The organism is Agrobacterium sp. CCNWLW155, from assembly GCF_036888815.1.
GTDB classification, from domain to species: Bacteria; Pseudomonadota; Alphaproteobacteria; order Rhizobiales; family Rhizobiaceae; genus Agrobacterium; species Agrobacterium radiobacter.
In genome coordinates this window covers 42,245-69,002 of the sequence record NZ_JBAKFW010000009.1, presented here as the reverse complement: position 1 = coordinate 69,002, position 26,758 = coordinate 42,245, and the positions used below count along the sequence as shown (strand labels likewise).

At 59.1% G+C, this 26,758-nt stretch carries 23 protein-coding genes; 12 read left to right on the top strand and 11 right to left on the bottom strand.

Translation table 11 applies throughout. From position 1 onward, the window contains the following. Window position 1 precedes the first annotated feature (1 nt). The 3 genes from nagA to V6S97_RS22100 are packed head-to-tail and all read right to left on the bottom strand — an operon-like array spanning window position 2 to window position 2,969. Entirely contained in the window at window positions 2-1,171 is a 1,170-nt protein-coding gene (nagA, locus tag V6S97_RS22110) for an N-acetylglucosamine-6-phosphate deacetylase (protein WP_080866460.1), read from the bottom strand. Next, window positions 1,168-2,190: an SIS domain-containing protein gene (locus V6S97_RS22105; RefSeq protein WP_080866459.1), complete on the bottom strand. Its 1,023-nt coding sequence runs from the start codon at window positions 2,188-2,190 to the stop codon at window positions 1,168-1,170. The genes nagA and V6S97_RS22105 overlap by 4 nt, the downstream gene beginning before the upstream one ends. A 26-nt stretch (window positions 2,191-2,216) precedes the next feature. Then, window positions 2,217-2,969: a GntR family transcriptional regulator gene (locus tag V6S97_RS22100; protein WP_003504923.1), complete on the bottom strand. Its 753-nt coding sequence runs from the start codon at window positions 2,967-2,969 to the stop codon at window positions 2,217-2,219. 153 nt (window positions 2,970-3,122) lie between these two features. Here V6S97_RS22100 and V6S97_RS22095 point away from each other — a divergent pair, with 153 nt between their 5' ends. The 6 genes from V6S97_RS22095 to V6S97_RS22070 all read left to right on the top strand — a co-directional run bounded on the left by V6S97_RS22095 (window position 3,123) and on the right by V6S97_RS22070 (window position 8,924). Then, window positions 3,123-3,305: a hypothetical protein gene (locus V6S97_RS22095; RefSeq protein ID WP_035212808.1), complete on the top strand. Its 183-nt coding sequence runs from the start codon at window positions 3,123-3,125 to the stop codon at window positions 3,303-3,305. Between the two features lie 115 nt (window positions 3,306-3,420). Next, window positions 3,421-4,602: a Gfo/Idh/MocA family protein gene (locus tag V6S97_RS22090; protein ID WP_080866458.1), complete on the top strand. Its 1,182-nt coding sequence runs from the start codon at window positions 3,421-3,423 to the stop codon at window positions 4,600-4,602. 11 nt (window positions 4,603-4,613) lie between these two features. Next, window positions 4,614-5,498, top strand: a complete 885-nt coding sequence (locus tag V6S97_RS22085) for a carbohydrate ABC transporter permease (RefSeq protein ID WP_020812890.1) — start codon at window positions 4,614-4,616, stop codon at window positions 5,496-5,498. Further along, window positions 5,495-6,352, top strand: a complete 858-nt coding sequence (locus V6S97_RS22080) for a carbohydrate ABC transporter permease (RefSeq protein ID WP_334427751.1) — start codon at window positions 5,495-5,497, stop codon at window positions 6,350-6,352. Before V6S97_RS22085 ends, V6S97_RS22080 begins: the two co-directional genes overlap by 4 nt. Window positions 6,353-6,392: 40 nt before the next feature. Continuing rightward, window positions 6,393-7,625, top strand: coding sequence for an ABC transporter substrate-binding protein (locus V6S97_RS22075; protein WP_003504912.1), 1,233 nt, complete (start codon window positions 6,393-6,395; stop codon window positions 7,623-7,625). A gap of 186 nt (window positions 7,626-7,811) precedes the next feature. Next, window positions 7,812-8,924 carry an ABC transporter ATP-binding protein gene (locus tag V6S97_RS22070; RefSeq protein WP_003504910.1) on the top strand — a complete coding sequence of 371 codons (1,113 nt, stop codon included), beginning with the start codon at window positions 7,812-7,814 and terminating at the stop codon, window positions 8,922-8,924. Window positions 8,925-9,076: 152 nt separating this feature from the next. Here V6S97_RS22070 and V6S97_RS22065 read toward each other — a convergent pair whose 3' ends face one another. Continuing rightward, window positions 9,077-9,562, bottom strand: coding sequence for a hypothetical protein (locus tag V6S97_RS22065; RefSeq protein WP_003504908.1), 486 nt, complete (start codon window positions 9,560-9,562; stop codon window positions 9,077-9,079). Between the two features lie 243 nt (window positions 9,563-9,805). On the opposite strand from V6S97_RS22065, the gene V6S97_RS22060 reads away from it, so the two are divergent. The 6 genes from V6S97_RS22060 to V6S97_RS22035 all read left to right on the top strand — a co-directional run bounded on the left by V6S97_RS22060 (window position 9,806) and on the right by V6S97_RS22035 (window position 16,982). After that, entirely contained in the window at window positions 9,806-10,669 is an 864-nt protein-coding gene (locus V6S97_RS22060; protein ID WP_003504906.1) for a MurR/RpiR family transcriptional regulator, read from the top strand. Between the two features lie 84 nt (window positions 10,670-10,753). Beyond that, a complete protein-coding gene (locus V6S97_RS22055) occupies window positions 10,754-11,536 on the top strand; it encodes an SDR family oxidoreductase (RefSeq protein WP_003504903.1) in 783 nt (260 codons plus the stop codon). Window positions 11,537-11,581: 45 nt separating this feature from the next. Continuing rightward, entirely contained in the window at window positions 11,582-13,501 is a 1,920-nt protein-coding gene (locus tag V6S97_RS22050) for a beta-N-acetylhexosaminidase (protein WP_111794307.1), read from the top strand. Between the two features lie 12 nt (window positions 13,502-13,513). Further along, complete coding sequence (locus tag V6S97_RS22045; protein WP_080866456.1) at window positions 13,514-14,947, top strand: M81 family metallopeptidase; 1,434 nt, start codon at window positions 13,514-13,516, stop codon at window positions 14,945-14,947. A gap of 62 nt (window positions 14,948-15,009) precedes the next feature. Beyond that, window positions 15,010-16,215: an MFS transporter gene (locus tag V6S97_RS22040; protein ID WP_020808536.1), complete on the top strand. Its 1,206-nt coding sequence runs from the start codon at window positions 15,010-15,012 to the stop codon at window positions 16,213-16,215. Between the two features lie 26 nt (window positions 16,216-16,241). Then, entirely contained in the window at window positions 16,242-16,982 is a 741-nt protein-coding gene (locus V6S97_RS22035; protein WP_080866635.1) for a copper homeostasis protein CutC, read from the top strand. On the opposite strand, the gene V6S97_RS22030 is transcribed toward V6S97_RS22035, so the two are convergent. The 7 genes from V6S97_RS22030 to V6S97_RS22000 all read right to left on the bottom strand — a co-directional run bounded on the left by V6S97_RS22030 (window position 16,948) and on the right by V6S97_RS22000 (window position 26,630). After that, window positions 16,948-18,099 (bottom strand): glycosyltransferase family protein, encoded by a 1,152-nt coding sequence (locus tag V6S97_RS22030; protein ID WP_080866455.1) that lies wholly within the window; start codon window positions 18,097-18,099, stop codon window positions 16,948-16,950. The genes V6S97_RS22035 and V6S97_RS22030 overlap by 35 nt on opposite strands. After that, complete coding sequence (locus V6S97_RS22025; protein ID WP_060725430.1) at window positions 18,096-19,343, bottom strand: glycosyltransferase; 1,248 nt, start codon at window positions 19,341-19,343, stop codon at window positions 18,096-18,098. Before V6S97_RS22025 ends, V6S97_RS22030 begins: the two co-directional genes overlap by 4 nt. Window positions 19,344-19,386: 43 nt before the next feature. Then, complete coding sequence (locus tag V6S97_RS22020; RefSeq protein ID WP_003504889.1) at window positions 19,387-20,595, bottom strand: glycosyltransferase family protein; 1,209 nt, start codon at window positions 20,593-20,595, stop codon at window positions 19,387-19,389. 72 nt (window positions 20,596-20,667) lie between these two features. Further along, complete coding sequence (locus tag V6S97_RS22015; RefSeq protein ID WP_111793058.1) at window positions 20,668-21,843, bottom strand: ABC transporter permease; 1,176 nt, start codon at window positions 21,841-21,843, stop codon at window positions 20,668-20,670. Then, window positions 21,840-22,838, bottom strand: a complete 999-nt coding sequence (locus tag V6S97_RS22010) for an ABC transporter permease (RefSeq protein WP_003504887.1) — start codon at window positions 22,836-22,838, stop codon at window positions 21,840-21,842. Before V6S97_RS22010 ends, V6S97_RS22015 begins: the two co-directional genes overlap by 4 nt. A 1-nt stretch (window position 22,839) precedes the next feature. Further along, on the bottom strand, window positions 22,840-24,741 hold the full coding sequence (locus V6S97_RS22005) for an ABC transporter substrate-binding protein (protein WP_060725431.1): 1,902 nt from the start codon (window positions 24,739-24,741) through the stop codon (window positions 22,840-22,842). Beyond that, on the bottom strand, window positions 24,738-26,630 hold the full coding sequence (locus tag V6S97_RS22000) for an ABC transporter ATP-binding protein (RefSeq protein WP_112356296.1): 1,893 nt from the start codon (window positions 26,628-26,630) through the stop codon (window positions 24,738-24,740). The genes V6S97_RS22005 and V6S97_RS22000 overlap by 4 nt, the downstream gene beginning before the upstream one ends. Window positions 26,631-26,758: the final 128 nt, after the last annotated feature.

Sequence of the window (26,758 nt, the reverse complement as noted above, 5' to 3'; positions counted from 1 at the left end):
TTCAGGCTCCGGAACGTGCGGCATCGTGGATTTTTTCTCCTGATATCCATGTCGAATGCATCTGAAGGTCGGGTGTCAGCATGACGAAATCCGCATCGAAACCGGGCAGGAGTTTACCTTTGCGGGAAGCGCCCACCGCCTCGGCGGGATAGGCCGAGGCCATTCTCAAGGCCTCTTCCAGCGGTGTGTCCAGCTTTTCATGCATGAAGCGGACGCAGGAGAGCATATCGATATCCGCCCCCGCCAGCGTGCCGTCTTCAAGCGTCAGCCGGCCGCCGTTGCGATAGACGCGCCTGCCATTCAGTTCAAAACCGTCATCGTCCGTGCCGATGGTGGACATGGCGTCGGTAACGAGGAAAATGCGGCCAGGACTATTCTTGGCGCGAAGCGCTATGCCGATCGCGGCGGGATCGACATGGAAACCGTCGGCGATCAGCCCGCAATCCAGCTTCCCGTTAGAAAGTGCCGCTCCCACCAGCCCCGGCTCGCGGTGGCCGAGCGGGCTCATGGCGTTGAAGAGATGTGTCACCATGGATGCACCGGCCTCGGCATAGGCCGTCGCCACGCTGAGGCCCGCATCGGTATGGCCGAGACTGACGACGATGCCGGCCTTGCGCAGCGCCGTAACCTGCTCCTCGGTTACGTTTTCCGGGGCGATGGTTGTCAGCACGAATGGAAGCTTCGCCTTGCAGCCGGTCAGAATCGCAAGATCGGCCGTTTCCATCTTTCGGATCAGCGCCGGATCATGGGTGCCCTTGCGTGCGACGGAAAGATGCGGCCCTTCGAAATGCAGGCCGAGAAAGCCGGGCACCCCAGCCTTGTGGGCGACGATGCCGGCTTCGGCGGCTCTGGAGGTAATGTCCGGCCGGTCGGTGATGAGAGTGACCATCAGCGCCGTGGTGCCGAATTGCGCATGGGCCGAGCAGATGCGGGCAATGCCTTCCACATCCGGCTCATTGTTGAACATCACGCCGCCGCCGCCATTGACCTGGAGGTCGATGAAGCCCGGCGCAATGAGCAGTCCTTCCGCATCGATAATGTCGGCGTCTGGGGGTACGGACATGCGGTCGGCTATGTCGCCAACACGGCCGTCACCGGTCATCAGCACCTTGCCATCGTGCCACCCGGCGCCATCGAAAATGCGGGCGCCGACAAATGCCTTGCTGCTCATTGGGTTTCCGTCACCTTCTTCAACGCCACGGGCGCATCCGGATTGAAGCCGCGTGCGCGCGACAATTGCTCGATGAAGCCGTAAAACGGTGCGATCAGCAACAGGGCGTCGGTCAGCGGGTGATTGGTTTCCACGAAGGGCAAGGGCTTGGCCGGGCTGCCTTTTGCGGAGGTGACGAAAACGCTTGCGCCCTTGCCGGCGAGACCGGCCGCTATGTCCGTCACGGAGGTTTCCGCGCGGTCACGCGCGGCAAAGGCGATGATGGGAAATTTCGGCGCGACCAGCGAAACGGGGCCGTGCATGACTTCCGCCGAAGAATAGGCCTCCGCGTGGAGTTCGCAGGTTTCCTTGCATTTCAGGGCGGCTTCCGCGGCAATGGCGAGAGCCGGACCGCGGCCTAGCATATAAAGCGATTCCTCGCCCTTGACTGCTTCGCCGATCTGGCTCCAGTCGAGCGCGATGGCCTTGGCGAAATTCTGCGGCAGGGCGCTGACGGCCTTGGCAAGCAGGCTGTCTTCCGTCCATTCGGCAAGGATCGCGAGGCCGGCGACGATGGAGTTGACGAAAGATTTGGTTGCCGCCACCGCTTTTTCAGGACCGGCCTGGATGTTGATGGCGTGATTTGCCGCTTCGCCGAGCGCGGAGGGCAGGGTGTTGACGAGCGAGAAGGTAAGCGCGCCACCCCTACGGGCGCTTTCCGCCAGAGCGACGATATCTGGGCTTTTACCGGATTGCGAGACGGCGAAGGCCGCCGCCCGGTCCAGCCGCAGTTTCGTCTGGTAGATCGAGGCGAGCGAGGGGCCGAGCGAAGCGACCGGCAGCCCGGTCTGCAATTCGATCGCATATTTCAGGAAATGCGCGGCGTGGTCGGAGGAACCGCGTGCAATGGTGACGATAACGGCCGGGTCACGGGCCCTCAGGTGAGCGCCGGCTTCCCGGAAGTCGGCGTTGGCATTGTCCAGCAGGCGGGCGACTGCATCGGGAATCTCATCGATTTCCTGGCGCATCAGGGTTGTCATCGTTTCATGTCCTTGATCAAGGTTTGTCACTCGGGACCCATCGTCAGTTCGGCGACGAGGTCATAGGCGTCACTGCGGTACAGTGCGCGGGATATTTCCATGAGGCGTCCGCTTTCCAGATAGGCCATTCGCTGAACGGAAAGGGCTGCCGAGCCTGGCGGAACCCCAAGCAGCAATGTTTCCTCATCCGTGAGATTGCGGGCGGAGATGCGCTGAATGGCGCGCACGGGGCGGATACCGCTTTTCTCGAGCTCCAGATAAAGCGAGTTTTCAACCAGTTGCGGGTCGGGCAGAATATCGCCCGGCAGGCTCGTGACTTCGAGTGCGATCGGCTGGTCGTTGGCGAGACGCAGACGTGTGAGCCGCGCCACCATGGCGGATTGGGAAAGGCCGAGCGCCATCATCTCGTCGCCAGTCGGGTGGAACAGGCCTCTGTCCAGCCAGCGTGTGCTCGCCGTCATCCCGCGCCGGCGCATGTCCTCGGTAAACGAGGTGAGCTTGGTCAGGGGCTGCTGCATGCGGGTGATGGGCTTGACGACAAAAGTGCCCGAACCGTGCCGGCGGACCAGAAGACCATCGCGGACGAGATCATCCACCGCCTTGCGCACTGTGACGCGACTGACGCAGGCGCTTTCGGCAATATCGCGCTCCGGCGGCAAGGCGTCGCCATGCTTCAGGCGGCCGCCATTGATGGCGTCTTCAATCGTCTGGCGCAGTTTCAGGTAAAGCGGGCCGCCGCCTGATTGCAGGTCATCCAGATTAAGCGCTGCCCCGTTCATCCATAACCTCTGTCACGATCCATGTGGTCGGCGATATGGCCGGCTCTGGCTATATCATATGCCGCGTAATCAGCAATACCAAAATAAAACCATTGTCGGATTTGTACGATTAATCGGTTATTTTTTCGATGTTTTGCCTGATAATAAGGCTATGTGCTTGATATTTTCGCATTAACCAAAAAAAATTTCCCGATAACGGAAATGCTCTGGACGATTGGCATTTTTTTGGTATTGTTTTGTGCGTTGGTGGCCGGCGGCGATCTGTTTCGCACCTGTCTCGACGAAAAAATCGGTTTCCAGCTGGCGGCAGCGTTAGTGAAATCGAATTTAACTTGACCGTCGTGAAAATTAATTTCATCGTGACGGAAAATTATCGCAGATAACTGGATGGCCAGCACAGAAATGGTCGCTTCTGCGAAAATGAATTACGAATGAACAGGGAACAAAGTTCATGAAGGTGGGAATTATCGGACTCGGATTCCGTCTCGGTTATCTGGGCTACGTTTTTCATGAGATCGACAGGGATTTCGAGATCGTCGGTTATGTCGATCCCGCGCCGGCGGGCCTGCCGGGCCTGCAGGAGAAGGGCATTTCGGCCGGCAAGGCTTACGATAGCCCCGAGGCGCTGATCGCGAACGAAAAATTCGATCTGCTGATGATCGGCTCGCCGAACCATATGCATCTTGAGCATATCCGCATCGGGCTTGAGGCCGGTTGCACCATCTTCTCCGAAAAACCCATCGTCGTCAGCATCGAGGAAAGCCTCGAACTCGCCCGGCTGCTCAACAAGCACGGCCACGAGCGGCTGCTCGTTGGTCTGGTCCTGCGTTACTCCCCGCTTTACCGCGATCTGCGCGCCGCGCAGGCCGAAGGCAGGCTGGGTGATGTCGTTTCCATCGAGGCCTCGGAGCATATCCCGCCCTATCACGGCGCATTCTTCATGCGCGACTGGCGGCGTTACGAGAATTATTCCGGTTCCTTCATGCTGGAAAAATGCTGCCACGACCTCGATCTCTATAATGGCGTGGTCGGCGCGCGGCCGCGTTTCGTATCGAGTTTCGGCGGGCGCAAGAGCTTCACGCCGGCGAACGCGCCGCAGAATGACGGCATCAACGACATGGAGGTTTACCATCGCAAGCCGAGCGGATGGATGGGTTCCGACAAGGTCTTCGACAGCGACGGTGATATCATCGACTACCAGACGGCGATCGTCGAATACGAGAACGGCGCATCACTTGCCTTCCATACCAATCTCAACGTTCCCGACGATTTCCGCCGCTTCTGCGTGATCGGCGCCAAGGGCATGGCCGAGGGTGATTTTGTTCGCGGCTTCCTGAGCGTGCACAATGCCCGGACCAATGAAAAGACCGTTGCCAAGACCTATTCGGCGGCGACCACGCTCTCGCAGCATTATGGTGCGGATGAGCAAATGGCGGAGGACGTCATCGCCCATATTGTCAAGGGTACGCCGCTGCCGGTTTCCGCACTCGATGCGATAGAGGCCGGAATTCTGGCGCTTGCCATGGATGAAGCGCGCCATGGCCGTAAAGTGATCGATCTCAAGCCGGTGTGGGAGGAGTATGATCTGGCGCTACACGGCCAGCCTAAATCCCCCGCCGTGAAATCGGCTTGAGGGGCGCGGCGATGGATGCGAAACGCAGCGCGGTCGTCTTCGCCTGGCTTCTTCTTCTGCCGGCGCTTTTATACATCACGGTTATCGTTGCTTATCCGCTCGTCGATACCTTCATCCTGTCCTTCACCGATGCGTCGCTTAGAAAAACGACGAACTGGGTGGGATTCATCAACTACGAGAAGATTTTCAACGCGACTTTTGCCGAGGTCATCACGCGGACCTTTATCTGGACGTTCTTTTCCGTCTCGATAAAGATGATCATCGGCACATTTGGTGCAGTCCTTCTGAATTCGGCCGTTCCTGGTCGGGCGCTGTTTCGCCTTTTGACCATGCCGCCATGGATCGTGCCTATGGCTATCGGCATCTTCATGTGGGGCTGGATGTATAACGGCCAGTTCGGCATGATTTCCGGTGTTCTCCAGAATCTTGGCCTGGTGGACGGTCCAGTCGCCTTCCTCGCCTATGGCAGCACGGCTTTCTGGGCGACCATCATCACCGACGTATGGATCGGCGTGCCGATGGTGACGCTTTATCTGCTGGCGGCAATTCAGGCCATTCCGCAGGATCTTTACGAGGCAGCCTGGACCGACGGCGCCAGCCGCACCTACCGCTTCCGCCGCATCACGTTGCCGCTGATGCTGCCGGCCATGATTACCATGTCGATGATCTCGCTGATTTCGACCTTCAATTCCTTCGACATCATCTGGATCCTGACACAGGGCGGACCGACGGGCCAGACGACGACCATGATCATCGACACCTACAAGACGGCAATCGGTTCCTACAAATACGGTGAGGGCGCAGCGCGTGCAGTGCTGATCTGCATCTTCCTGTCCATATTCACCTACTTCTACTTCCGCATCACCAGCCGTATCTCGCAGGAGACCAGCCGATGACCGACAAAAATGCGATGATCAACCGTTACAGATGGTATGAGATTGTCGGGATTTATTGCGGCATCGCCGTATTCCTGACCTTCGTGCTGGCGCCTTTTGTCGAAGGGTTTCTGGTTTCGCTGAAACCGCTCAGCCTGCTTTTTTCGTCACCGTATAAGTTTTGGCCGGAAAACGGCTCCTTCGAAGCTTATCGGACCATGTGGGTCAGCGTTCCCGGCTTTGCCCGCTACGTCTTCAACTCCTTCTTCATCTCGACGATATCGACGATCATCGTTCTGCTTCTGGTGGTGCCGGCGTCCCATGCTTTCGCGCGGTTCCAGTTTCGCGGTCGCGGGCAATTGCTCGGCGCGTTTCTGGCGATCAACATGTTCTCCGGTGCGGTGCTTTTGATCCCGCTTTACCGGCTGATGCGCAATATGGGCGTGCTGAACACCTATCTGGCGATGATCATTCCCGGTGCCGCCTTTTTGATCCCCACCGCCATCTGGCTTTTGCGGACCTACATGCTGCGTATCCCGCGTGAACTGGAGGAGGCGGCCTATGTGGATGGCGCGAGCTATTTCTATACCTTCCGCCGGGTGATCCTGCCGCTTGCGATGCCTGGTATCGCGGTTGTGTCCATCACCACCTTCATCGGCGCTTATGCCCAGCAGTTCATCTTCGCTCTCACCTTCAATTCCAAGACCGAATATATGCCGCTGCCCATCGGCCTGTTCGCCTATTTCGGTCGTCAGGAAGTCGTCTGGAATGAGTTGATGGCGGCCAGTTTCGTCGGCATTGCGCCGGCCATGGTCGTCATCTTCTTCATGCAACGCTATCTCGTCAGCGGGCTTACCGCCGGCGCGGTGAAATAATCAACAATAGGAACGACCACCAGAAAACGGGAGACTAATTATGGCACTGAAACATTACGGATTGGCGCTTTGCGCTTTCGCATTTGCCGGTTCCACTGCCCTTGGCACGGTGGCGGCACACGCCGCCGACAAGGAGATCAGCTGGATCTATTGCGGCGACAAGATGGACCCCATCCATGAAAAATACATCAAGGAATGGGAAGGCAAGAATGCCGGATACAAGGTCGTTCCGGAAGTCGTTGGCTGGGCTCAGTGCCAGGACAAGGCAACCACGCTCGCTGCCGCCGGTACCCCGGTCGCCATGGCCTATGTCGGTTCGCGCACGCTGAAGCAGTTCGCTCAGAACGACCTCATCGTTCCGGTGCCGATGACGGAAGACGAAAAGAAGACCTATTACCCTAATATCGTCGACACGGTCACCTTCGAGGATACACAGTGGGGCGTGCCGGTCGCTTTCTCGACCAAGGCGCTCTACTGGAACAAGGACCTGTTCAAGCAGGCCGGTCTCGATCCGGAAGTGCCGCCGAAGACCTGGGCTGAAGAGATCGCCTTTGCGAAGCAGATCAAGGAAAAGACCGGCGTTGCCGGTTACGGCCTGCCCGCCAAGACCTTCGACAATACCATGCACCAGTTCATGCACTGGGTTTACACCAACAACGGCAAGGTCATCGATGGCGACAAGATCACCGTCGACAGCCCGCAGGTTCTCGCAGCGCTTAAGGCCTACAAGGATATCACGCCTTATTCCGTCGAAGGTCCGACGGCCTATGAGCAGAACGAAATCCGCGCCATCTTCCTCGATGGCAAGGTCGGCATGATCCAGGCAGGATCGGGTGCCGCAACCCGTCTGCAGGAAACCAAGATCAACTGGGGTATCGCAACCCTGCCGCTCGGCCCTGAAGCCAAGGGCCCCGGCACGCTGCTCATCACCGACAGCCTCGCGATCTTCAAGGGAACCGGTGTCGAAGAAAAGGCGACCGAATTCGCCAAATTCATCACCTCGCCCGGCCCGCAGGGTGAATACGAACTGCAGGGCGGCGCTGGCCTCACCCCGCTTCGTCCGTCGCCGAAGGTTGATGAATTCATCGCCAAGGACCCCTTCTGGAAGCCGCTCATCGACGGTATCGCCTATGGCGGTCCCGAGCCGCTTTTCACTGACTACAAGGGCTTCCAGGACACGATGATCGAGATGGTGCAGTCTGTCGTTACCGGCAAGGCAACACCGGAAGATGCCGCAAAGAAGGCCTCTGCAGCTCTCGAGCAGTACAAGTAATCCACATTGATACGGTTGCGGGCGCAGGTCGCCCGCAACCCCATAATCCGCCGCGAGAATGCCTGCCGTTATGACGGAAGGGTCGTCTCGTGTTTTTCAACGGTTCCGGTTCGACGCGATTTTCCCCGTGTTGCGGAACGTCTCTGAACGCAGCCTGATGTCGGCTGGTGACGGGAGAGGCAAGTTTTGGGTCAGCTTTATCTCAACAACGTCCGCAAGAACTATGGACATTTCGAAGTCATCAAGGGCGTTCAGCTCGACATCAGGGATGGCGAGTTCGTCGTTTTTGTCGGCCCCTCGGGATGTGGCAAGTCCACATTGCTGCGCATGATCGCCGGCCTTGAGGATATTTCCGCTGGCGATATCGTCATCAACGGCGTGAAGGTCAATGACTTGCCGCCGGTGAAACGCGGCATCGCCATGGTCTTCCAGTCCTATGCGCTCTACCCGCATATGACGGTTTTCGAAAACATCGCTTTTCCCCTCCGCGTCGAAAAAATGGAAGAGGCCAAGATCAAGGAAAAGGTTGAGGGCGTCGCCAAGATCCTGCAACTTGACCAGCGCCTGCAGCAGCGTCCCGGCATGTTGTCCGGCGGCCAGCGTCAGCGCGTGGCGATCGGCCGCGCCATCGTTCGCGAGCCGAAGATATTCCTGTTCGACGAGCCGCTTTCCAACCTTGATGCGGCACTTCGCGCCGACATGCGCATCGAACTCACCAATCTTCACCGGACGCTGCAGGCGACGATGATCTATGTGACGCACGACCAGGTGGAAGCCATGACCATGGCTGACCGCATCGTGGTGCTGAATGGTGGTGAAATCGCCCAGGTTGGCGCGCCGCTCGAGCTTTACCACAAGCCGGCGAACGTGTTTGTCGCAGGTTTCATCGGCAATCCGAAAATGAACTTCCTCAAGGTCACCTGCAAATCCGTCAGCGCCGAAGGTGTGACGGTGGAATATGAGGGCCAGACGATCACCGTGCCGGTGGAGCCGCGCGCCGGTCTTGAAGGCACGCAGCTGACGCTCGGCATTCGCCCGGAACATACCGGTCTCGAAACGGCCGACCTGAATATCAAGGTCGCGCCCAGCGTTATCGAGCGGCTGGGTGTAAATACGATCGCTTATGGCGTCGCGCCCACGGGTGAAAATTATTGCGCGCTTCTTTCCGGTTCCGCGCCGGTTGTTGTCGACGAACTCATCGTCACCGGCATTAAGGCGTCGGACTGCCATCTGTTCGATGAAAGCGGCACAGCGCTGGAACGGCGCGTCGATCTCTCCGTCCTCAAGCTGATACAATAAAGGGCAGGAACCGGGCCATGAAATCTGTCTCCCCATGCCCGGTTTTCTCTGACGAGATCCATTTTCGTCGGTTTTCTTCTTCGTCTTCCAGACGAAAAAATAACGCCGGGCTTTCGGCCCGGCGTTCGAAACTGTCTGCCAAGTCCGTTGGATCAGGGCATAGGATTGGGCATGTAGCCGGTGAAACCGCTGATCTTCCAGCGGCCTTGATGCAGCCGGCAATAATAGAGCGTCTGCCATTTCATGACGTCGAAGCTGCCATCGGCCTTGCGAAGCCCGCCGTCGAACTTCTTGCGGACCAGCGCGGTCTCGCCTTCCACTTCGATTTCTTCCAGCGTGGTGGTCGTGAAGATCGCATCGCGCGGATTCTCTGCGAATTGCTGGGTTTGAAAATCCTGCGCCTGCCGCAGCCATTCGTCGCGATAGGCGGTAAGCGAGGGGAAGGACAGGCGCCAGTTGTCCGGGTTCGCATCGCGGTTGGCGTTGATGCCGAGAAAGCCGTCCTCAACGAAATCATCCGCGACCTTCGACCAGTCGGCAGCGAGGAATGCGTCGATGTCCCGCGTTACCAGCATCTCCCAGATAGAATGGCGGGCGACGTCCGTTGCGGGAAAGGGGTTTTTGAAGGGGTCACGCATGGTTTGGGTCCGTTTTTGAAATTATTTTCAAGATTTGGAGTTTTCTCTGGTGAAGATTGTTGGCATATGCTCATCTATCAATCAACAGAGAAAATAATTTTCAAATCAGAGGTGTCCGTCGTGTCGTCAATGGGACGAAACAGGATCGATTCAGGGGGCTATGCGGTTGACGGGCGCGCTTTATTAGGGTGCATCGGTAACGGAGCCAAGGCTTAAGTTTTGGCGGAACGGAGACCGGTGAACATGGATATTTTCGCAAGGATACAGGAAGACAGGGGGCAGTTCTCGCAATCGGAACGGCGGATCGCCGATATTCTGGTTTCGGACTTCGAATTCGCCGTCAATGCCTCGATCATCGAGCTTGCGGCCCGCGCCGAAGTATCTCCGCCGACGGTGACGCGGTTCTGCCGGCGTCTCGGCTGCCAGAGCTTTTCGGATTTCAAGGTCAGCCTCGCCAAGACGGCCTATGTGGGTATCCGATATCTTACCTCCGAGCCCTCCAGCACCGGCCCTTCCGATGTCGCGGAGGAGGTGCTTGCCAAGGCGCAGGAAGCGCTTTTCCTGCTGCACAGGACGCTCGATCCCGCTCTGGCCGATGAGGCCGCGATCAGGATCGCCAATAGCGGCATGATCTACGCCTTCGGCGCGGGCGGCAATTCCTCGATGATAGCTTCGGAAATCCAGAACCGGCTGTTCCGCCTGGGTCTGCGCGTTTCGACCAGCGCCGATCACAGCATGCAGCTGATGATGACCGCCGCTGCGCGCAAGGAAGACGTCATCATCGGTTCGTCCTTTTCCGGCCGAAACATGGAACTGGTGAAATGTTTCAGGCTGGCGCGGGAAATGGGGGTCACCACCATTGCGCTCACCCAGAGCGACACGCCTGTTGCCGCGGCTGCGGATATGGTGGTGGCCGTTAATGTACCCGAGGGAAACAATATCTTCCGCCCCACCTCATCGCGCTACGCCTATCTGGCCGCCGTCGATGTTCTGGCGACGCTTGCTGCCTATCACCAACGGCAGCGGTCGATGGTGACGTTGCGTCATATCAAGCAGCAGCTCGTGGAACATCGTGACCCGGATGACAAGCAATTGCTCGGTGATTGAGGGCGGTATGCCGAAAAACACAGGCTGCTTTGCCGGAGACCTCGCTTTGTGGCGGGTCGTAAAGCTTCAAGGGAGTTGTAGGAGATGAAGGACAGGAAAGACCAGCTCGCCGTCGTTACCGGCGCGGCAGGTGATATTGGTCGGGCAATTGCTGCGGCGCTCGCTGAAAGCCATGCAAAGGTAGTGTTGGTCGATATCGATCCCGACGCTCTTTCGGGCGCGCTATCCCTGCTTTCCGGTCCCCGCTTCGTTGCGAAAACCTGCGATGTCACCGATCCGCAGGACCTTGAGAGGCTGGCCGCCGAGGTTGCGGAACTGGGTGATGTCGCGACCCTCGTCAACAATGCGGGTGCCGCAAGGGCGGTCAGCCTGCATGACACGACCGCCGACATATGGCGCAAGGACAATATCCTCAATCTGGAAGCCCCGTTTCTCTGCTTCAGGGCTTTCGAGGAGGCGTTGAAGCGTACCCAGGGGTCGGTGGTCAACATCACCTCCGTCAACGGCATGGCGGTATTCGGCCACCCTGCCTATAGCGCGGCAAAGGCCGGGCTGATCCATCTGACCAAGCTGATCGCCGTCGAATACGGAAAATTCGGCATCCGCTCCAACGCCGTTGCGCCGGGCACCGTGCGCACGCAGGCATGGGAGGCGCGGGCCGCCGTCAATCCTCAGGTCTTCGAGGAGGCGAAGCACTGGTATCCGCTGCAGCGGATCGTGCGACCTGAAGATGTGGCCAATGCGGTTGCTTTCTTGGCCGGCCCGCAGGCCGCCGCCATCAGCGGCGTGTGCTTGCCGGTTGATTGTGGTCTCACGGCGGGGCAGGCACCGCTTGCCCGGACTTTCTCGCAATCCGAACACTACTGATTAAAACCGTCTCACCGGTTCCAATGCGCAATAAAGGGGAGCATCATGGCGCTCGCACAATATCGTCTTGAAAATTCTTGGCATCCGCTCGCAGAGTCCGCATCCGGCGGCTTTACCTTCACTCTCGTCAATCTTTCCGGCGCACCGCTGAAGGATTTCCGTATCGTTTACACGTCGCTGACGCGGACGGTGGACAAGCCGGTGTGCGGCAATGCCGTTTACCTGCGCCGCAACGCCAATTTCCATGAATTAGCACCGCCGGCGGGCTTCGTGCTGGAGCCCGGCAAATCCTGGCGCTTCACCGTCGATGGCCTGCTGCGGCCCGCAAGGCATCGCACGGATGGCGCGAAATCCGCCTATGTCAGCCTTGCCGACGGAACGCATCGCGCTGTCGATGTCGGTGACCTGATGCTGGATGGGCGTCACAGCGAGCCGGCACCGGTGCTGCTTCCTGAAGGCAAGCTCGACCTGCCCTTTTCCATCCAGCCCTGGCCTGCCGAAATCGATGCGGAACCGGGCGAAGGCTTCCCCGTCGCGCTCTTCCCCACGGAAGATGCAGGCGCGGAAGAGGTGCTTGCGGTGGAAACCGTGCTTTCGTTGTTCCGCAGGCTTTTTGCCGTCGGGCACGTGCCCTTCAGCCTCGCGCCGGTTCATGAGGGAAAACCGCTTCGTTTCAAGCAGCATAGCGGTCTGGAAGCCGAAGGCTATCGCATCACCTTTTCGAAAGACGCGGTCGTTGTGGAATATTCGGCCGCTGCCGGTCTGCAATATGGCTTGACGGTTCTGGCGCAGCTGCTGCATGGCGCGCGCATCGATCCCAAGTTCCGTTTCCCTGTTGCCGGCACCATCAGCGATGCGCCGCGTTATAGCTGGCGCGGCTGCCATCTGGATGTCTCGCGGCAATTCTATCCGACTGATGATGTCGTGCGGCTGATCGATGTTCTCGCATGGCTGCGCATGAACCGGTTCCACTGGCACCTGACGGATGATGAGGCGTGGCGTCTTGAAATCAAGGCCTATCCGCTGCTGACCACAGTCGGCGCGACACGCGGTCCGGATGCGCCACTTCTGCCGCAGCTCGGTAACGGGGCCGAACCGGTGTCCGGCTATTACACGCAGGATGAGGTGCGCATGGTCGTTGCGCATGCGGCCGCGTTGAATGTCGAAATCGTGCCGGAAGTCGATATTCCCGGCCACAGCACGGCGGCTCTTGTCGCCTATCCGGAACTGACGGATGGGCAGGAGGCACCGGACAGCTATCGCTCTGTGCAGGGATATCCGAACAACGCGCTCAACCCGGCCATCGAGCCGACCTATGAATTCCTCGGTAAGATATTCGACGAGATGGTTGAGCTCTTTCCGTCGCGGCTGATCCATATCGGCGGCGACGAGGTTGCGGATGGGTCCTGGCTCGCCTCGCCGCTTGCCAAGGCGCTGATGGAAAAGGAGGGGCTGGATGGCACCTTCGGCATCCAGTCCTATTTCATGAAACGTATTCAGGGGATGTTGCACGAGCGCGGCCGCCAGCTTGCCGGCTGGGATGAGGTTTCCCATGGCGGCGGCGTCGATCCGGCCGGAACGTTGCTGATGGCATGGCAGAAGCCGGAAGTCGGACTTGAGCTTGCGCGCCAGGGCTACGATGTGGTGATGACGCCGGGTCAGGCCTATTATCTGGACATGGTGCAGGATGAAGCCTGGCAGGAGCCGGGCGCAAGCTGGGCCGGCACCGTTCCGCCTTCGCATACCTATGCCTATGAAGCCGTCGGCGAATTTCCCGAGGAGTTGAAGGAGCGGATGAAGGGCGTTCAGGCCTGCATCTGGTCAGAACACTTCCTCAACCGTGCCTATTTCAACCATCTGGTTTTCCCGAGGCTGCCGGCCATTGCCGAGGCGGCGTGGACACCAAAAGCGCAGAAGGACTGGTTGCGTTTTTCCGCCATCGTCCCCTTGAGCCCGGTTTATTGAGGGGAAACAGACATGCGTATTGCCGTTGGTGGAATTCATACCGAATGCAGCACCTATTCGCCGGTGCTGATGGGGCAGGAAGATTTTCGTGTCTTTCGCGGCGTCGAACTGCTGGAGGCCGAGTATTTCAATTTCCTCGGTGAGGGCAGGGTGGACGTACTGCCGCTTCTGCATGCGCGGGCGGTGCCGGGCGGCCCTGTGTCGCGCGCGACCTATGACGCGTTCAAGCGGGAATTCCTCGAGCGCCTGAAGGCCGCGCTGCCGCTCGACGGGCTTTATCTCGCCATGCATGGAGCGATGAATGTCGAGGGTATGGAGGATGCGGAAGGTGACTGGATTTCCAGCGCCCGCGCCGTGGTGGGACCGGATGTGATCGTTTCCGCGAGCTATGATCTGCATGGCAATGTCAGCCAGACGATCATCGATCAGCTCGACATATTTGCCGGCTACCGAACGGCGCCGCATATCGATGTGCGCGAGACGATGGTACGGGCTTGGGCGATGCTGCTGAAGGCGCTGAAGACGGGAGAAAGACCCGGCGTGGCATGGGCAAAAATCCCCGTTCTGCTGCCGGGTGAAAAGACCTCGACGGAGGATGAGCCTGCCAAAAGCCTTTATGCGGTTCTGCCGGATCATGATGTGCGGCCCGGCATTTGGGATGCGAATTTCATGATCGGCTACGTCTGGGCGGACGAACCCCGTGCAACGGCCTGCGCCGTGGTGACGGGAACGGACAAAGCGGCTGCACAGGCGGTCGCGAGCGAGATCGCGCAATCCTACTGGAATGCCCGGCAGGACTTTCGTTTCGGCCCCGTGACCGAGCCGCTTGAGGCCATTGTGGATATTGCCGAAAACACCGCAACGCGACCGATCATCCTGGCCGACTCGGGAGACAATCCGACCGGTGGTGGGGTTGGCGATCGCGCCGATGTTCTGGCCGCACTGATTGCGCGCAACTGGCAGGGTGCGTTGCTGGGCGGCATCACCGACAGGCCGGCGGTCGAAGCCTGTTTTGCGGCCGGCGAAGGTGCAACACTTTCCCTGAAGATTGGCGGCAGTCTCGATCCGCAAAGCCCATCGGTCACTGTCGAAGCCGAGGTCCTGAAATTGGACGATTCTGGTGCTGCGGACCAGCGGCAGGCGGTGGTCGCCATCGGTGGCATCACGGTCATTCTGGCGGCGCGGCGCAGGCCTTATCACATGATTTCCGATTTCACCCGTCTCGGCTTCGATCCAAAGGGCGTGCGGCTGCTGGTCGTCAAGTCAGGTTATCTTTCGCCGGAGCTTGCACCGATCGCCAATCCCAACCTCATGGCGCTGACGGAAGGGGTTATCAATCAGGATATCGAAAACCTTCCCAATCGCCGCCGGGATGGCGATTTCTACCCATGGAAGCCGCATTTCGACTATACCCCCAAACCCATCCTTTCGGCCCGCTGGCGATGACAGCGGTCCGGTAGCTTTTACCCAGCGATCCGGCGGTGCCGGATCATCTCAGGCGAATCTCCATGCCGTCGGCTCTTTCCATCGTCATCAACAATCCGTCGATCCGCATCGGGGCGCTCGCCATCCTGTTTTTCGGGTTTTCGAATGCGGCGACCGCCCCCTATCAGGCGGTCATCGGCATTCGCGAAATCGGGCTGAGCAACAGCGTCTATTCGCTGTTGATGCTGTTTGCCGCTGTCATCAATGTCAGCGCCAGCGTGTTGATGGGCATCGTCGCCGACAGGCTGGGCGAATATCGCAAGCCAATGCTCTATATCGCGCTCTTCGGCGTCAGCGGTTATCTGCTGGTTTATCTGGCCGGTAACGCCACGGCATTTGTCGCCGCGAAGCTGGTGCTTCTGCCGATTTTCGGAGCGATGAATTCGTTGATCTTCGCGCATGTGCGTGCGGATGCGCGCAACCTTTCGACAGGTGAAATGATCGCGGTGAACTCGATCATGCGGGCAACCATCTCGCTCTCCTGGGTGCTGGTGCCTGGTATTGTCGGTGTTTTTCTGGTGAATTCCGGCAATATGCTGATGGCTTTCCTGTTTTCGGGCATCTGCGCGCTTGTCTGTTTTCTGCTCGTCGCCTTCTGCCTGCCGCGGGCCGCCACGCCGGCATCGGCAAATACCGAAGCGCGGTTCGGCCTGCGCGCCTCGCTTGCGGAAATCGGGTCACGGCGGGTGCTGCTCCGGATCATCGCCATCGCGCTCATCTGCTCGATGCTGCATCTCAACGATTCCGTGCGCTCGCTTATCATAACCGGACAGGCCAAGGGCACGGTGGCGGATATCGGTATTGTTGCGGGTATCGTCGCTGCGCTGGAAATCGTCTTCATTCTCCTCTGGGGCTGGATCGAGAAGAAGGTTCCGCAAACACTGACACTTGCGGCGGGAGCGGGACTTTATGCCATCTATCTCATCCTGCAGGGGCTTGCTTCCGCGCCGTGGCATATCTACGCGCAGACGGTTATCAGTGCGCTGGGTGCCGCCGCGATCATCAGCATTCCCATTACCTACCTGCAGGAACTGATCGCTGATCGGCCGGGGCTCGGAAGCTCGCTGATTGCCGTCAATATCTTTCTCGGTGCTGGTCTGGGTGCGCTGATTTTTGCCGTTGGAACCCTGGTCTCCAGCTATTCGGGAACTTCCATATTGGGAGCAATCGTGGGGCTCGGCGGCGTTTATATGCTTTACGCGCTTGATGGAAAGGGCCGCCGCAGGTAACGGCCACCCAAATGAAAGAGGTTACGATGATTCTCGAGATTTGTGTGGACGATGTCGCCGGTCTGGAAGCGGCGGTCAGCGGCGGGGCCGATCGCATCGAGCTCTGTGCGGCGCTGTCGGGCGGCGGTGTGACGCCATCGGCGGGTTTCATGCAACGCGCGGCGTCCTGTGGGCTGCCGGTGAGCGTCATGATCAGGCCGCGCGCCGGTGATTTCGTGTTCACACGCGACGAAGCGGATGTCATGAAACGCGACATCGATGCGGCGCGTGCTGCAGGCCTTTCCGGCGTGGTGCTCGGCGCGTCGCGTGGCGATGGTTCGCTCGATATTGGCTTGCTTGAAGAGCTGCGCAATCATGCCGACGGGCTGGATGTGACGCTGCATCGGGCTTTCGATGTCGTGCCTGACATGGAAGAGGCGCTGGAAGCCGCCATCGCGTTGGGATTTCCAAGAATTCTCACTTCCGGTGGCGCGCGTTCGGCGCTTGAGGGGATGGAGGCTCTGGCGCACCTGTCCGAGATGGCGACAGGCCGGATCATCATCATGCCCGGCGCCGGCGTGCGTCCGCAGAGCGTTCAGACATTGCTGGATCGCTTTCCGATCACGGAAATCCACGCATCCTGTTCCGCCGTTCCATCCTTTGATCTGGAAAGCAGGGTGGCGAAGCTCGGTTTCACCGGCGCAGGGCGCAAGGTTACAGATGAGGCGGCGGTTCGCGAGTTGAAGACGATCCTCACCGCTCATCATAAAGGCGGCGCAGCGCTCTAGCCGTTCCGGCCGCGCCGTCGAGGTCGAGCGTGATCGTGCCGGGTGCTGGCAAGGCCAGTGCTGCCTTGATGGCATCGGCCATCGGTTGCGCCGAAATATCCTTCTCCTCCAGCACATGCGCCAGCCCCAGCCGCGCCAGTCGTTCGGCACGGGCGCTCTGTTCGGTTTCGCCCCCGGCTGCGAACGGGATGAGAAGCGAGCGGCATCTGGCCTGAAGAATATCGCAGACGGTATTATAACCGGCCTGTGAAACCGAAAGCCGTGCCCCGGCGAGCAAACTTGCGAAATCCTTACGGAAACGGAAGACGGACACATTCTCGGCCGCCTGCGCCGAGATCGCATCGAAATCCGCTTGCGGCATGTTTGGACCGGTTACGAGGCACCAGTTCTTGATGCCACCAAGCAGAGGGGCGGCCTCGATAGCAGCCCGTATGAGTGTTGCCCCTACGGCGCCGCCGCCTGCGGAAACCACGATGTCGAATTTCTCCTCCGGTTCCGGCGGCGGAAGGGGGGCGACGAGCCCGGTATAGACGATGCGCTGGCTGATTTCACCGGCGAGGGGAAAGGTGTCTTCCAGCCGGGCGAAATCCGGATCGCCATGGACGAGCACCGCATCGAAATGTTTCTTCACCAGCGACACGGTCTCTTCGTCCCGTCCCGGTTTGGTTTTTTCCTGAAGAATATCGCGCAGCGACGCCATGACGAGCGGGCGCGGTTCGCTGTCCTCAATCTCGTCCAGCAGCGGCAGCAATTCAAAACGCACCTGCCTGCGACCGAAAGGGAAAGCCTCGATGATAACGATATCGGGTTTGGCGCCGTGATAGGCCCCGATCAGCATATCGGTTCTAAGCCTCTTGAAGTCGTCATCCACCGGTTTGCCGGAACTGTCGACCAGGCCGGCAAAGTTGCCGTCGCTAACGGCGATGGGCGGCAATTCGACATGGCGGATGCCCTCGCCCGGAAAGCCCGGGACCGGAGTGCCGCCCGTCACCAGAACCACATCAAAACCGTCCGCCTGAAGGGCTTTGGCAATGCGGCTGGCGCGGGCGATATGGCCGATACCGAGAAGGTGCTGGACGTAAAAGAAGACGCAGGGGCGTTTTTCCGTATCGGTCATGGCGTTTTTTCCCACTCGGTCTCGAACAGGGCCGTCAGTTCGGCAATGCTGGTGCGATGGTCGAAGGCGGTGCGCACACGGTTTTCGGCTGCACTGCCAAGACGCTGGCGCAATTGCGGATCGGTGATGGCCATGCGTAGCGCCTCTGCGAAGGCGGCCGGATTTTCCGGTTCCGTCAATAGGCCGTTTTCACCACTGACGAAGAACTCCGGAATGCCTGATATGTTGGTGGAGATGCAGGTCAAAGCCTGGCTCGCAGCCTCGACCAGCACATTGGGAAGGCCGTCGCGGTCGCCATCGCTGGTGATGCGGCAGGCAAGGGCGAAGAGGTCTGCTTCCCGGTAGTTTTCCAATACCTGTTTCTGGTCCATCGCCCCGGTCCAGACGATCCTGTCGGCAATGCAGAGTTCGTCGGCAAGTTTCTTCAGTGCGGCCAGTTCATCGCCGCCGCCGATATGGGTGAAACGCCAATGGATATTCTGGGGAAGCGAGGCGAGCGCGCGCAGCAGAATATCGATGCCCTTTTTCTTGACGGCTCGGCCGACGCTTAAAATCCTGACAGGATCATCGGCGTTCGATCCGTCCCTTACCGGACGCGGTGTCTCGAAATGCGGGAAGCGGGTGAGATCGAGGCCATGATAGCTCAGATGCACATTCTTCCTGGCTCCGGAAAGTGTCTGCAGATGCTGAAAGCCTCCGGCGGTGCAGGTCACGGCCCAGCGGGCGCTTTGCAGCTTGGCGGCAAGGTCGCGGTCGTTCGAGGTCCAGATGTCCTTCGCGTGCGCCGAGATCGTCCAGGGCGTGCCTGTCATGAGATGGGTATAGGCGGCGACCGAGGCGGGCGTGTGGATGAAGTGGACATGTAGCCATTCCGCATCCGCAGGCCATTCATGTGAGAGCACGGCAGCCTGCCCGAAACGGCGGAAGCGGTTGCGGCTGAGATCATGCGGCAGGTCGCTGAAAAACTGGCGAAGCGCTTTGGTGAAGCCCGGCTTTTTGCGGCAGGCCCATAGCGCCCTCAGAACGCGCAGCGGTTCCTCGTGCAGATACTCCGGCAAATAGGTAACGGGCGCGCGGATTTCATCGTGAACCGGATGGCGCTTCTTGTCCGTGGGCCGGCGCATCGACATGAGTTCAAGCTTCAGGCCGGCCTTTTCCAGCCCGAGAAGCTCCTGAGCGATGAATGTCTCGGACAGGCGCGGATAGCCCTTGAGGAGCACCACGATTTTTTTTGTATCGGTCACGTTGCGCGTGTCTCTTTTGAAGTGATGTTTGTTGGGGAACCGGTCACGCGGTCAGCGTGATCGGCGCCTTGTCGCCCTCGGGCGGCAGCCATTCAGCGATCCGGCGCGAAATGTTTTCCAGACCATCCAGCTTCAGTCCGCGCGCATTGACGGAAGGGGGCGCGCGGTTTGGCAGGGCTTTTAGAGCCGCGGCCATTTTTGCGGGGTTCTCCGCATCCTCCGGCAGAAGCATGTCGAAAAGGCCAAGTTCCGAGGCGCGGCTGGCGCGGATAAGCTGCTCTTCGCGCGGCACGGTGCGCGGCACGACGAGGGCGGGTTTGTCGAAGGACAATATCTCGCAGACGGTGTTGTAACCGCCCATGGAGACGACGGCCTGCGCGCCGGCGACGAGATCTTCCATGCGATTGTCAAACTCGATGATCTCGATATGCGGAATATCGGCGACGCTGTTCATGAAGCGCTGACGCTGATCCGCCGGCATATAGGGGCCGAGCACCACCAGCGCCTTATGCGTCAGTTCGCTGTCATGGCGATAGGCGTTGATGACGTCATCGATCAATTCGCTGCCATCGCCGCCGCCGCCGGTAGTGACGAGAAGATAGTCGCCTTCCGGCCGGTGCGATACGGTTTCTGCCTGCGTCTTGGACCTTTGCAGGAAACCGACGAAATCCATCTTGTCGCGAACGGTGTGCGGAACATCGAGCCCCGTCAGCGGATCATGGAAATCTGGCGGGCCATAGATCCAGACATGGTCATAGAATTGGCCGATCTTGGTCATGACATTGTTACGCTTCCACTCGGCTTCAAGCAGCTGCGGCGCATCCATGACATCGCGCAGGCCGATGACGAGCTTGGTGCCCTGTCCCTTGAGATAAGCGAGCGTTTCCTCCACCTCGCCGCGCAGGCCCATGGGCTCCTTGTCGACGATGAAGATATCCGGCTGGAAGCTTTCAGCGGTGTGATAGATGATGGAGCGGCGCATCTTCAGCGTTTCCTGAAGATCGATATGCCTGTCCATCGAGGTATATTCACCGTTGCGCAGTTTGATGACGCTCGGGATTTTCACGAAATCGACGCGGGCGCGATAATCGAAGGCGCCGGCAATCGTCGCACCTGAAATGATGAGGACGTTGAGGCCGCGATAATCCTCCACCAGAGCATGCGCAATCGTGCGACACCGCCGCAGATGGCCGAGGCCGAAGGAATCATGGCTGTACATGAGAATGCGCGCGTCGTTCAAACGGGAGCTCATGGGCCAGACCTCTTTTTGCCTTTCACGATGAAGGCGGCGTCGGAAGGGCAGTGTATCAAGACGTATTCCATTTTATTTGAAGGGGTCCGCAGCATCACGTAGTCCGTCACCGAAGAAATTAAAGGCCAGAATGACGAGAACGACCGGGATCGTCGGTATGAGAAGCCACGGATATAGCGCAATGACGCTGACGCTGCGCGCCTCTGTGAGCAGAATTCCCCAACTTGTGATCGGTGGTCTGAGACCAAGCCCGAGAAAGCTCAGTGCGGTCTCGCCCAGGATCATGCCTGGAATTGTCAATGTGGCAGAGGCGATCAGGTGTGACATAAAGCCGGGAATAAGGTGTCTGCCGATGATGCGCGGCGTGCCCGCGCCCATCAATTGTGCAGACAAAACATAGTCTTCTTCGCGAAGCGCCAGCAGTTTTGAGCGCACGGCGCGCGCCAGCCCCGTCCAGTCCAGCATGCCGAGAATGATGGTGATGCCGAGATAGACGAGGATGGGGCTCCACGTCACCGGCATGATGGCCGCAAGCGCCAGCCACAGCGGAATGCTCGGGATGGATTGCAGGACTTCAATCACACGCTGGACAATCAGATCGAAGGTGCCGCCGCGATAACCCGCCAGACCACCGATCACAATGCCGAGAACGAAGCTCATGGCGACGCCGAGAAGGCCGATGGTCAGCGAAATACGGGCGCCATAGATGATACGGGAGAGTACGTCACGGCCGAGACGATCCGTGCCGAGCAGGAACATTTCACCGCCTTCGGCCGGGCAAACGAGATGGGTTCTGCCCTCGAACAGGCCCCAGAAGTGATAGGTATCGCCCTTGCAGAAGAAACGCAGCGGCTGGATATCCGTCGGCACGTCCCGATAGACCCGTCTCAGATTGTCCATGTCGAGCGTCATTTCCCGGCCGTAAACGAAGGGGCCGACAAATTTTCCGTCATTGAACAGGTGAATGGCCTGCGGTGGCGCGTAGATGTGCTCGATATTGCGGGTATGGAGGTTATAGGGCGCGAGGAATTCGCTGATCAGGATCGAAAGGTAAAGCACCACCAGAAAAGCGCCGGACCAGACCGCGATCTTGTGCTGACGGAACTGCCACCACATGAGACGCAGCTGCGAGGCCTTGCTGAAGGCCGCCATTCCTGACGTGTTGGGTTCGATCAGCGACGGGTCGAAGGGCGCGGTCGAGACATAGTGGGGCAGCGCTTCGCCGGGGTTCGGAATGGATGAAGTCATTTGACGTTACCACCTCCGAAGCGGATTCGCGGGTCGAGTATGGCAAGGGCGATATCCGACACCAGAACGCCGATCACCGTCAGGAAAGCAAGGAACATCAGGAACGAACCGGCCAGATACATGTCCTGGCTCTGCAGCGCTCTGATGAGCATGGGGCCGGTGGTTTCGAGCGACAGGACGACGGCGGTGATTTCCGCGCCTGATATGATCGCAGGCAGGATCGAGCCGATATCCGAGATGAAGAAATTCAGCGCCATGCGCAGCGGATATTTGGTCAGCACCTTGAAGGGATGAAGCCCCTTGGCCCGGGCCGTCACCACATACTGCTTCTGCAATTCGTCGAGCAGATTGGCGCGCAGGCGGCGTATCATGCCGGCCGTACCCGCTGTTCCGATGATGAGGACGGGAATCCAGATATGTTCGAGGATCGATTTGAGCTTCGCCCAGCTCATCGCCTGGCTCAGATATTCCCGGTCCATCAGGTGGCCGATGGAGATGCCGAACCAGATATTGGCGAAATACATCAGGATCAACGCCAGCATGAAATTGGGAATGGCGATGCCGAGCAGGCCGAGGAAGGTGAGCCCGTAGTCACCCCAGCTGTATTTGTGCGTGGCGGAATAGATGCCGATTGGAAAAGCGAGGATCCAGGTGACGATGATGGTGACGAAGGACACCAGAACCGTCAGCCACAGGCGGTCTCCAACCACATCGCTGACCGGCAGCTGATATTCGAAGGAATAACCGAAATCACCGACGAGCATGCCGGTCGCCCAGCGGAAATAGCGGATCGGTGCCGGTTGATCGAAGCCATAGCGGACGCGCAACTCCTCGATTTCGGCAAGGTTCGCCGTTTCGCCCATGGCACGCAGCTCTGCGACGTAGCTTTCGAAATAGTCGCCCGGCGGCAGTTCGATGATGGTGAAGACCAGCATCGAGATCAGGATCAGCGTGGGGATCATGACGAGGATGCGCTTTAAAATATACCGCAGCATATCAGGCGTCTCCGTCATACCAGAAGGCATCCGGCATGTAGACGCCGAGATAAGATGTGGGTTCGTAACCGAAAAGCGCCTTGTCCGGCACGTTTCGCATGCGTTTGACATGGACGACGGGTTGCAGCGCGCCGTTGACGATACCGATGGAAAACACCTGCTGCGTATAAATCCCGAGCATCTCCAGCCAGATGGCCTGACGTTCTTCCTCGGTGACGCTTCTGCGCCATTTTTTCAGGAGATCGAGCAGGTGCGCCGCTTCCGGCAGGTCAGGTTCCTTGCCCTCGCGGCCGCCGGAAAGATAATGGATGCCCCAGACTGGCCATTGCAGCTGGTCGTCACCGGTGGGCGCAAGGCCGGAAGGCAGCATATCAGGTGTCGGCACACCATTGTCCATGCCCATCCATACCGACATCAGCACCTCGCCGCCCATGGCGCGTTTGCGGAAGACATCGCGCTGGGTGGGGCGCACGGAAACAGCAATGCCGATATGCCGCCAGTGATCCGTCACCAGCTCCATCACGTCGGTTTCGAGCGTGCTTTCGCCTGTCGTCTCGACGATGATATAGGCCGGACGCCCATCCGGCAGGAGCCGGAGGCCAGCGCTGTCGCGCCTGTCGAGACCGGCTTCATCGAGCAGCCTGTTGGCGGTTGCGCGGTCGAAGGCGCTCCAGGCGTCCGCAAATTCCTGCCGGTAAAGCGGGCTTTCCGGCAGAACGGTATCGGCGCTCTCCTTCGCCAGCCCGTAAAAACAGACCATGTTGATTTCGTGCCGGTTGATCGCAAGGGACAAAGCACGGCGCACGCGTACGTCCTGAAAAGCGCTGCGCCAGACCGGATCGGCGCAATTCAGGTTGGGCAGAAGCGCGATGCGTGAACCCTGGGAGCGCTTGTAGAGGTTCACCTTCAGAGGAAAACGCTTTTCCGCATCCTTCAAAAAGGTGTAGTCGGCGAAATCGAGGCCAAAATATTGCAGATCGCTGTCGCCGGAGGCCGTCTTGGCCGAGATGATATCGGACGAGGTGACGTTCAGCAGGAACCGGTCGAGATAGGGCAGTTGCAGGCCGTTTTCATCGACGCGATGATAATAGGGGTTGCGTTCGAACACGAACTGTTCGGCTGGCGGCGCGGTTGTGTTTCGCCAGGCATCCAGTGTCGGCAAAGCAGGATTTTCCGGGCGCACCTGCCGCGACATCTTGATATGCAGCCCGCTCCAGTCATCCGCCTTGTTTTTCTTGATGAGTTTGGCGAGGTTTTCCGCAGTCTGATATTTGACGTGGAACTGCTTCATGTAGGCGGCGGGAAGGAACAGCCGCGCCGGCGAGGCGGCTGCGAGCTTGGCCAGAAAATCCGGGTTGGGGCCGTCCCAGCTGTAACGTACCGTCAGCAGGTCAATGACCTCGATCAGGGGTGGTTTGTTGTTGACCAGAAGTTCGATCGGAGGACCGCCCTTGTGGATTTCCTTGTTGAGGGCGACATCCTCCCAGAAATAGCGGAAATCCTCAGAGGTGAAGTCGCTGCCATCGGACCATTTGTGGCCCTCGCGCAGCTTGAAGGTGAAGATGCGTTCGTCCTGAACGTCGTAGCTTTCCAGAATATCCGGATGAAGCTCGAATTTTTCGTCATAACCGACGAGGCGGGCATAGCTGCTGATCGGCATCAGCCTGATATCACGCTGGCCGCCAATGAGCATGCGCACCGAGCCGCCATGTTTTCCTGGCTCACGGCCAAGCGCTTTCATGTCGATGACGCGCGGGTTTTTCGGCAGCCGTTCGGCTACGTCGGGCAATTCGCCCTTTTCCCGTTTTTCCTTGAAATAGGCGGGGTCGGTATAGGCGGCTCGCGCATAGGCCGGCAGGAAAACGGAGGCCAACAGGGCAAGGGTGGTGCGGCGCGTGATCAAGGGCGAAGCTCCCGGATATCGGCGTTGCCGTTTGCGAGAACGAAATGGCCGTCGCCCAGATCGGCGGAGATCATGTCGCCATCACCCTCATCGCGGAACTGCTTGCCCCAGTCGAATTTGCCCGTCGCGCTGATCTTGCCGATGGTGCGGAAATCGAGCGGCCGGTCGAGATCGGGGAAAGGTACAGCCGCCAGCAGCGATTTGGTATAGGGATGCACGGGAGCGCGCATCATGATTTCCCGCGGCGCCAGCTCGACGATGCGGCCCTCGCACATCACGGCCACGCGGTCGGCCATGTAATCCACCACCGCCAGATTGTGCGAGATGAAGAGATAGGTAAGCCCGAGGTCTTTTTGCAAATCCTTGAGCAGATTGAGGATTTGCGCCTGCACGGAGACATCGAGGGCGGAAACGGGTTCATCGCAGATCAGCAGTTCGGGTCCGAGCGCCAGGGCTCTGGCGATACCGATACGCTGCCTTTGGCCGCCCGAAAAACTGTGCGGATAACGATTAAGCGCGCTTTCTCCAAGCCCGATAGCCCTGACGAGATTGCGGACTTTCTCCGCGCGGTATTTCGCATCGCCCCGTCCGTGGATTTCGAGCGGCTCGCTCAGAATATTGCCCACCGTCATACGTGGAGACAGCGACGATATCGGGTCCTGGAAGACCATCTGTATCTTCGACCGCAGCTCCTTGAGGTCGCCGTCCTTCGCATTGAGGACATCGATATCGCCCTGCGGCCGGTGAAAGGTCACCGAGCCTTCATCCGGGCGCACGGCGCGCATGAGGATTTTGCTGACGGTGGTTTTGCCGCTGCCGCTTTCGCCGACCAGGCCGAGGCATTCTCCTCGGCGGATTTCAAAACTGACGCTGTTGACCGCTTTGGTGGCGTTGGCGTCACCCTTGCGGAACCAGCTGGATTTGCGGGTTGTGAAGGTCTTGCTGATATTGTCCACGGTCAGAAGCGGGCCGGGAGTTTTATTGACCGCGGCGGTCTTTTTGCCGACCAGGCTTTCGTGGTCAATGTTGATTTCGCGCAGCGCCTTCAGCCTTTCGCCGGGCTTCATGTCGAAATGCGGTACGGCGGCCATCAAGCCTTTGAGATAGGGATGGCTTGGCGCCTTGAAAATGTCGTCGACCGTGCCCGCCTCCATGATCTCGCCCTGATAGATCACGGCGACCTCGTCGGCGATATTGGCCACTACGCCGAGATCGTGGGTGATGAGCAGCATGCTCATGTTCAGCCGGCTCTGGAGATCGCGCAGGAGCTTCAGGATCTGCGCCTGTATCGTCACATCAAGCGCCGTCGTCGGCTCGTCGGCGATCAGGAGCGCGGGGCGACAGATCAGCGCCATGGCGATCATGGCACGCTGGCGCATGCCGCCCGACAATTCGAAGGGATACATGTTCACGACCTTCTTGGGTTTGGAAAACCCAACGAGATCGAGCGTTTCATACATTTTTTCCGCACGTTCGGCCGGCGACAGGATGCTGTGGATTCTGAGCGCCTCATCGATCTGGTTGCCGATCGTATGCAGCGGCGAGAAGGACGTCATAGGCTCCTGAAAAATCAGGCCGATGCGGTTTCCGCGTATTGAACGGATTTCCCGCCCGTCCTTAGGCAATTGCAGCATATCGATAGGGCCGGCTGCGGCATTTTCCGGATCGGTGAACAACACGCGGCCGTTCACGCGCGCCGTCTTGGGATGAATGCCCATGATGGTCTGGCCGATGACGGACTTTCCCGAGCCGGACTCGCCAACGAGAGCAGTGACTTTTCCCGGAAGAATGCGAAGGCTGGTACCCCTGACGGCATCGATGGTGCCGCCCATCAGAGAAAACGAAACCCGCAGATTTTCAATACGGAGCAAATCTGCGCCTGCGCTCATGCCAAAGGGTTCCTTGCCGTCTCTTTATTGTTACGTTGTGACAATTGCTCAGGAGGGCTTAAATCCACGTTATCGCAGGGTTTGTTGTCTGTCTATGCCTCTGAAACATCGAATTGTTTAGCAAATTC

Excerpts from the sequence above, each read along its gene's own strand:
- V6S97_RS22075 (WP_003504912.1), top strand. The coding sequence starts at position 6,393 with ATGGCACTGAAACATTACGGATTGGCGCTTTGCGCTTTCGCATTTGCC.
- V6S97_RS22100 (WP_003504923.1), bottom strand. The coding sequence starts at position 2,969 with ATGAACGGGGCAGCGCTTAATCTGGATGACCTGCAATCAGGCGGCGGC.
- V6S97_RS22010 (WP_003504887.1), bottom strand. The coding sequence starts at position 22,838 with ATGCTGCGGTATATTTTAAAGCGCATCCTCGTCATGATCCCCACGCTG.
- V6S97_RS22020 (WP_003504889.1), bottom strand. The coding sequence starts at position 20,595 with ATGAGCTCCCGTTTGAACGACGCGCGCATTCTCATGTACAGCCATGAT.
- V6S97_RS22065 (WP_003504908.1), bottom strand. The coding sequence starts at position 9,562 with ATGCGTGACCCCTTCAAAAACCCCTTTCCCGCAACGGACGTCGCCCGC.
- V6S97_RS22050 (WP_111794307.1), top strand. The coding sequence starts at position 11,582 with ATGGCGCTCGCACAATATCGTCTTGAAAATTCTTGGCATCCGCTCGCA.
- V6S97_RS22040 (WP_020808536.1), top strand. The coding sequence starts at position 15,010 with ATGCCGTCGGCTCTTTCCATCGTCATCAACAATCCGTCGATCCGCATC.
- V6S97_RS22035 (WP_080866635.1), top strand. The coding sequence starts at position 16,242 with ATGATTCTCGAGATTTGTGTGGACGATGTCGCCGGTCTGGAAGCGGCG.
- V6S97_RS22090 (WP_080866458.1), top strand. The coding sequence starts at position 3,421 with ATGAAGGTGGGAATTATCGGACTCGGATTCCGTCTCGGTTATCTGGGC.
- nagA (WP_080866460.1), bottom strand. The coding sequence starts at position 1,171 with ATGAGCAGCAAGGCATTTGTCGGCGCCCGCATTTTCGATGGCGCCGGG.
- V6S97_RS22000 (WP_112356296.1), bottom strand. The coding sequence starts at position 26,630 with ATGAGCGCAGGCGCAGATTTGCTCCGTATTGAAAATCTGCGGGTTTCG.
- V6S97_RS22055 (WP_003504903.1), top strand. The coding sequence starts at position 10,754 with ATGAAGGACAGGAAAGACCAGCTCGCCGTCGTTACCGGCGCGGCAGGT.
- V6S97_RS22030 (WP_080866455.1), bottom strand. The coding sequence starts at position 18,099 with ATGACCGATACGGAAAAACGCCCCTGCGTCTTCTTTTACGTCCAGCAC.
- V6S97_RS22060 (WP_003504906.1), top strand. The coding sequence starts at position 9,806 with ATGGATATTTTCGCAAGGATACAGGAAGACAGGGGGCAGTTCTCGCAA.
- V6S97_RS22080 (WP_334427751.1), top strand. The coding sequence starts at position 5,495 with ATGACCGACAAAAATGCGATGATCAACCGTTACAGATGGTATGAGATT.
- V6S97_RS22015 (WP_111793058.1), bottom strand. The coding sequence starts at position 21,843 with ATGACTTCATCCATTCCGAACCCCGGCGAAGCGCTGCCCCACTATGTC.
- V6S97_RS22045 (WP_080866456.1), top strand. The coding sequence starts at position 13,514 with ATGCGTATTGCCGTTGGTGGAATTCATACCGAATGCAGCACCTATTCG.
- V6S97_RS22085 (WP_020812890.1), top strand. The coding sequence starts at position 4,614 with ATGGATGCGAAACGCAGCGCGGTCGTCTTCGCCTGGCTTCTTCTTCTG.
- V6S97_RS22105 (WP_080866459.1), bottom strand. The coding sequence starts at position 2,190 with ATGACAACCCTGATGCGCCAGGAAATCGATGAGATTCCCGATGCAGTC.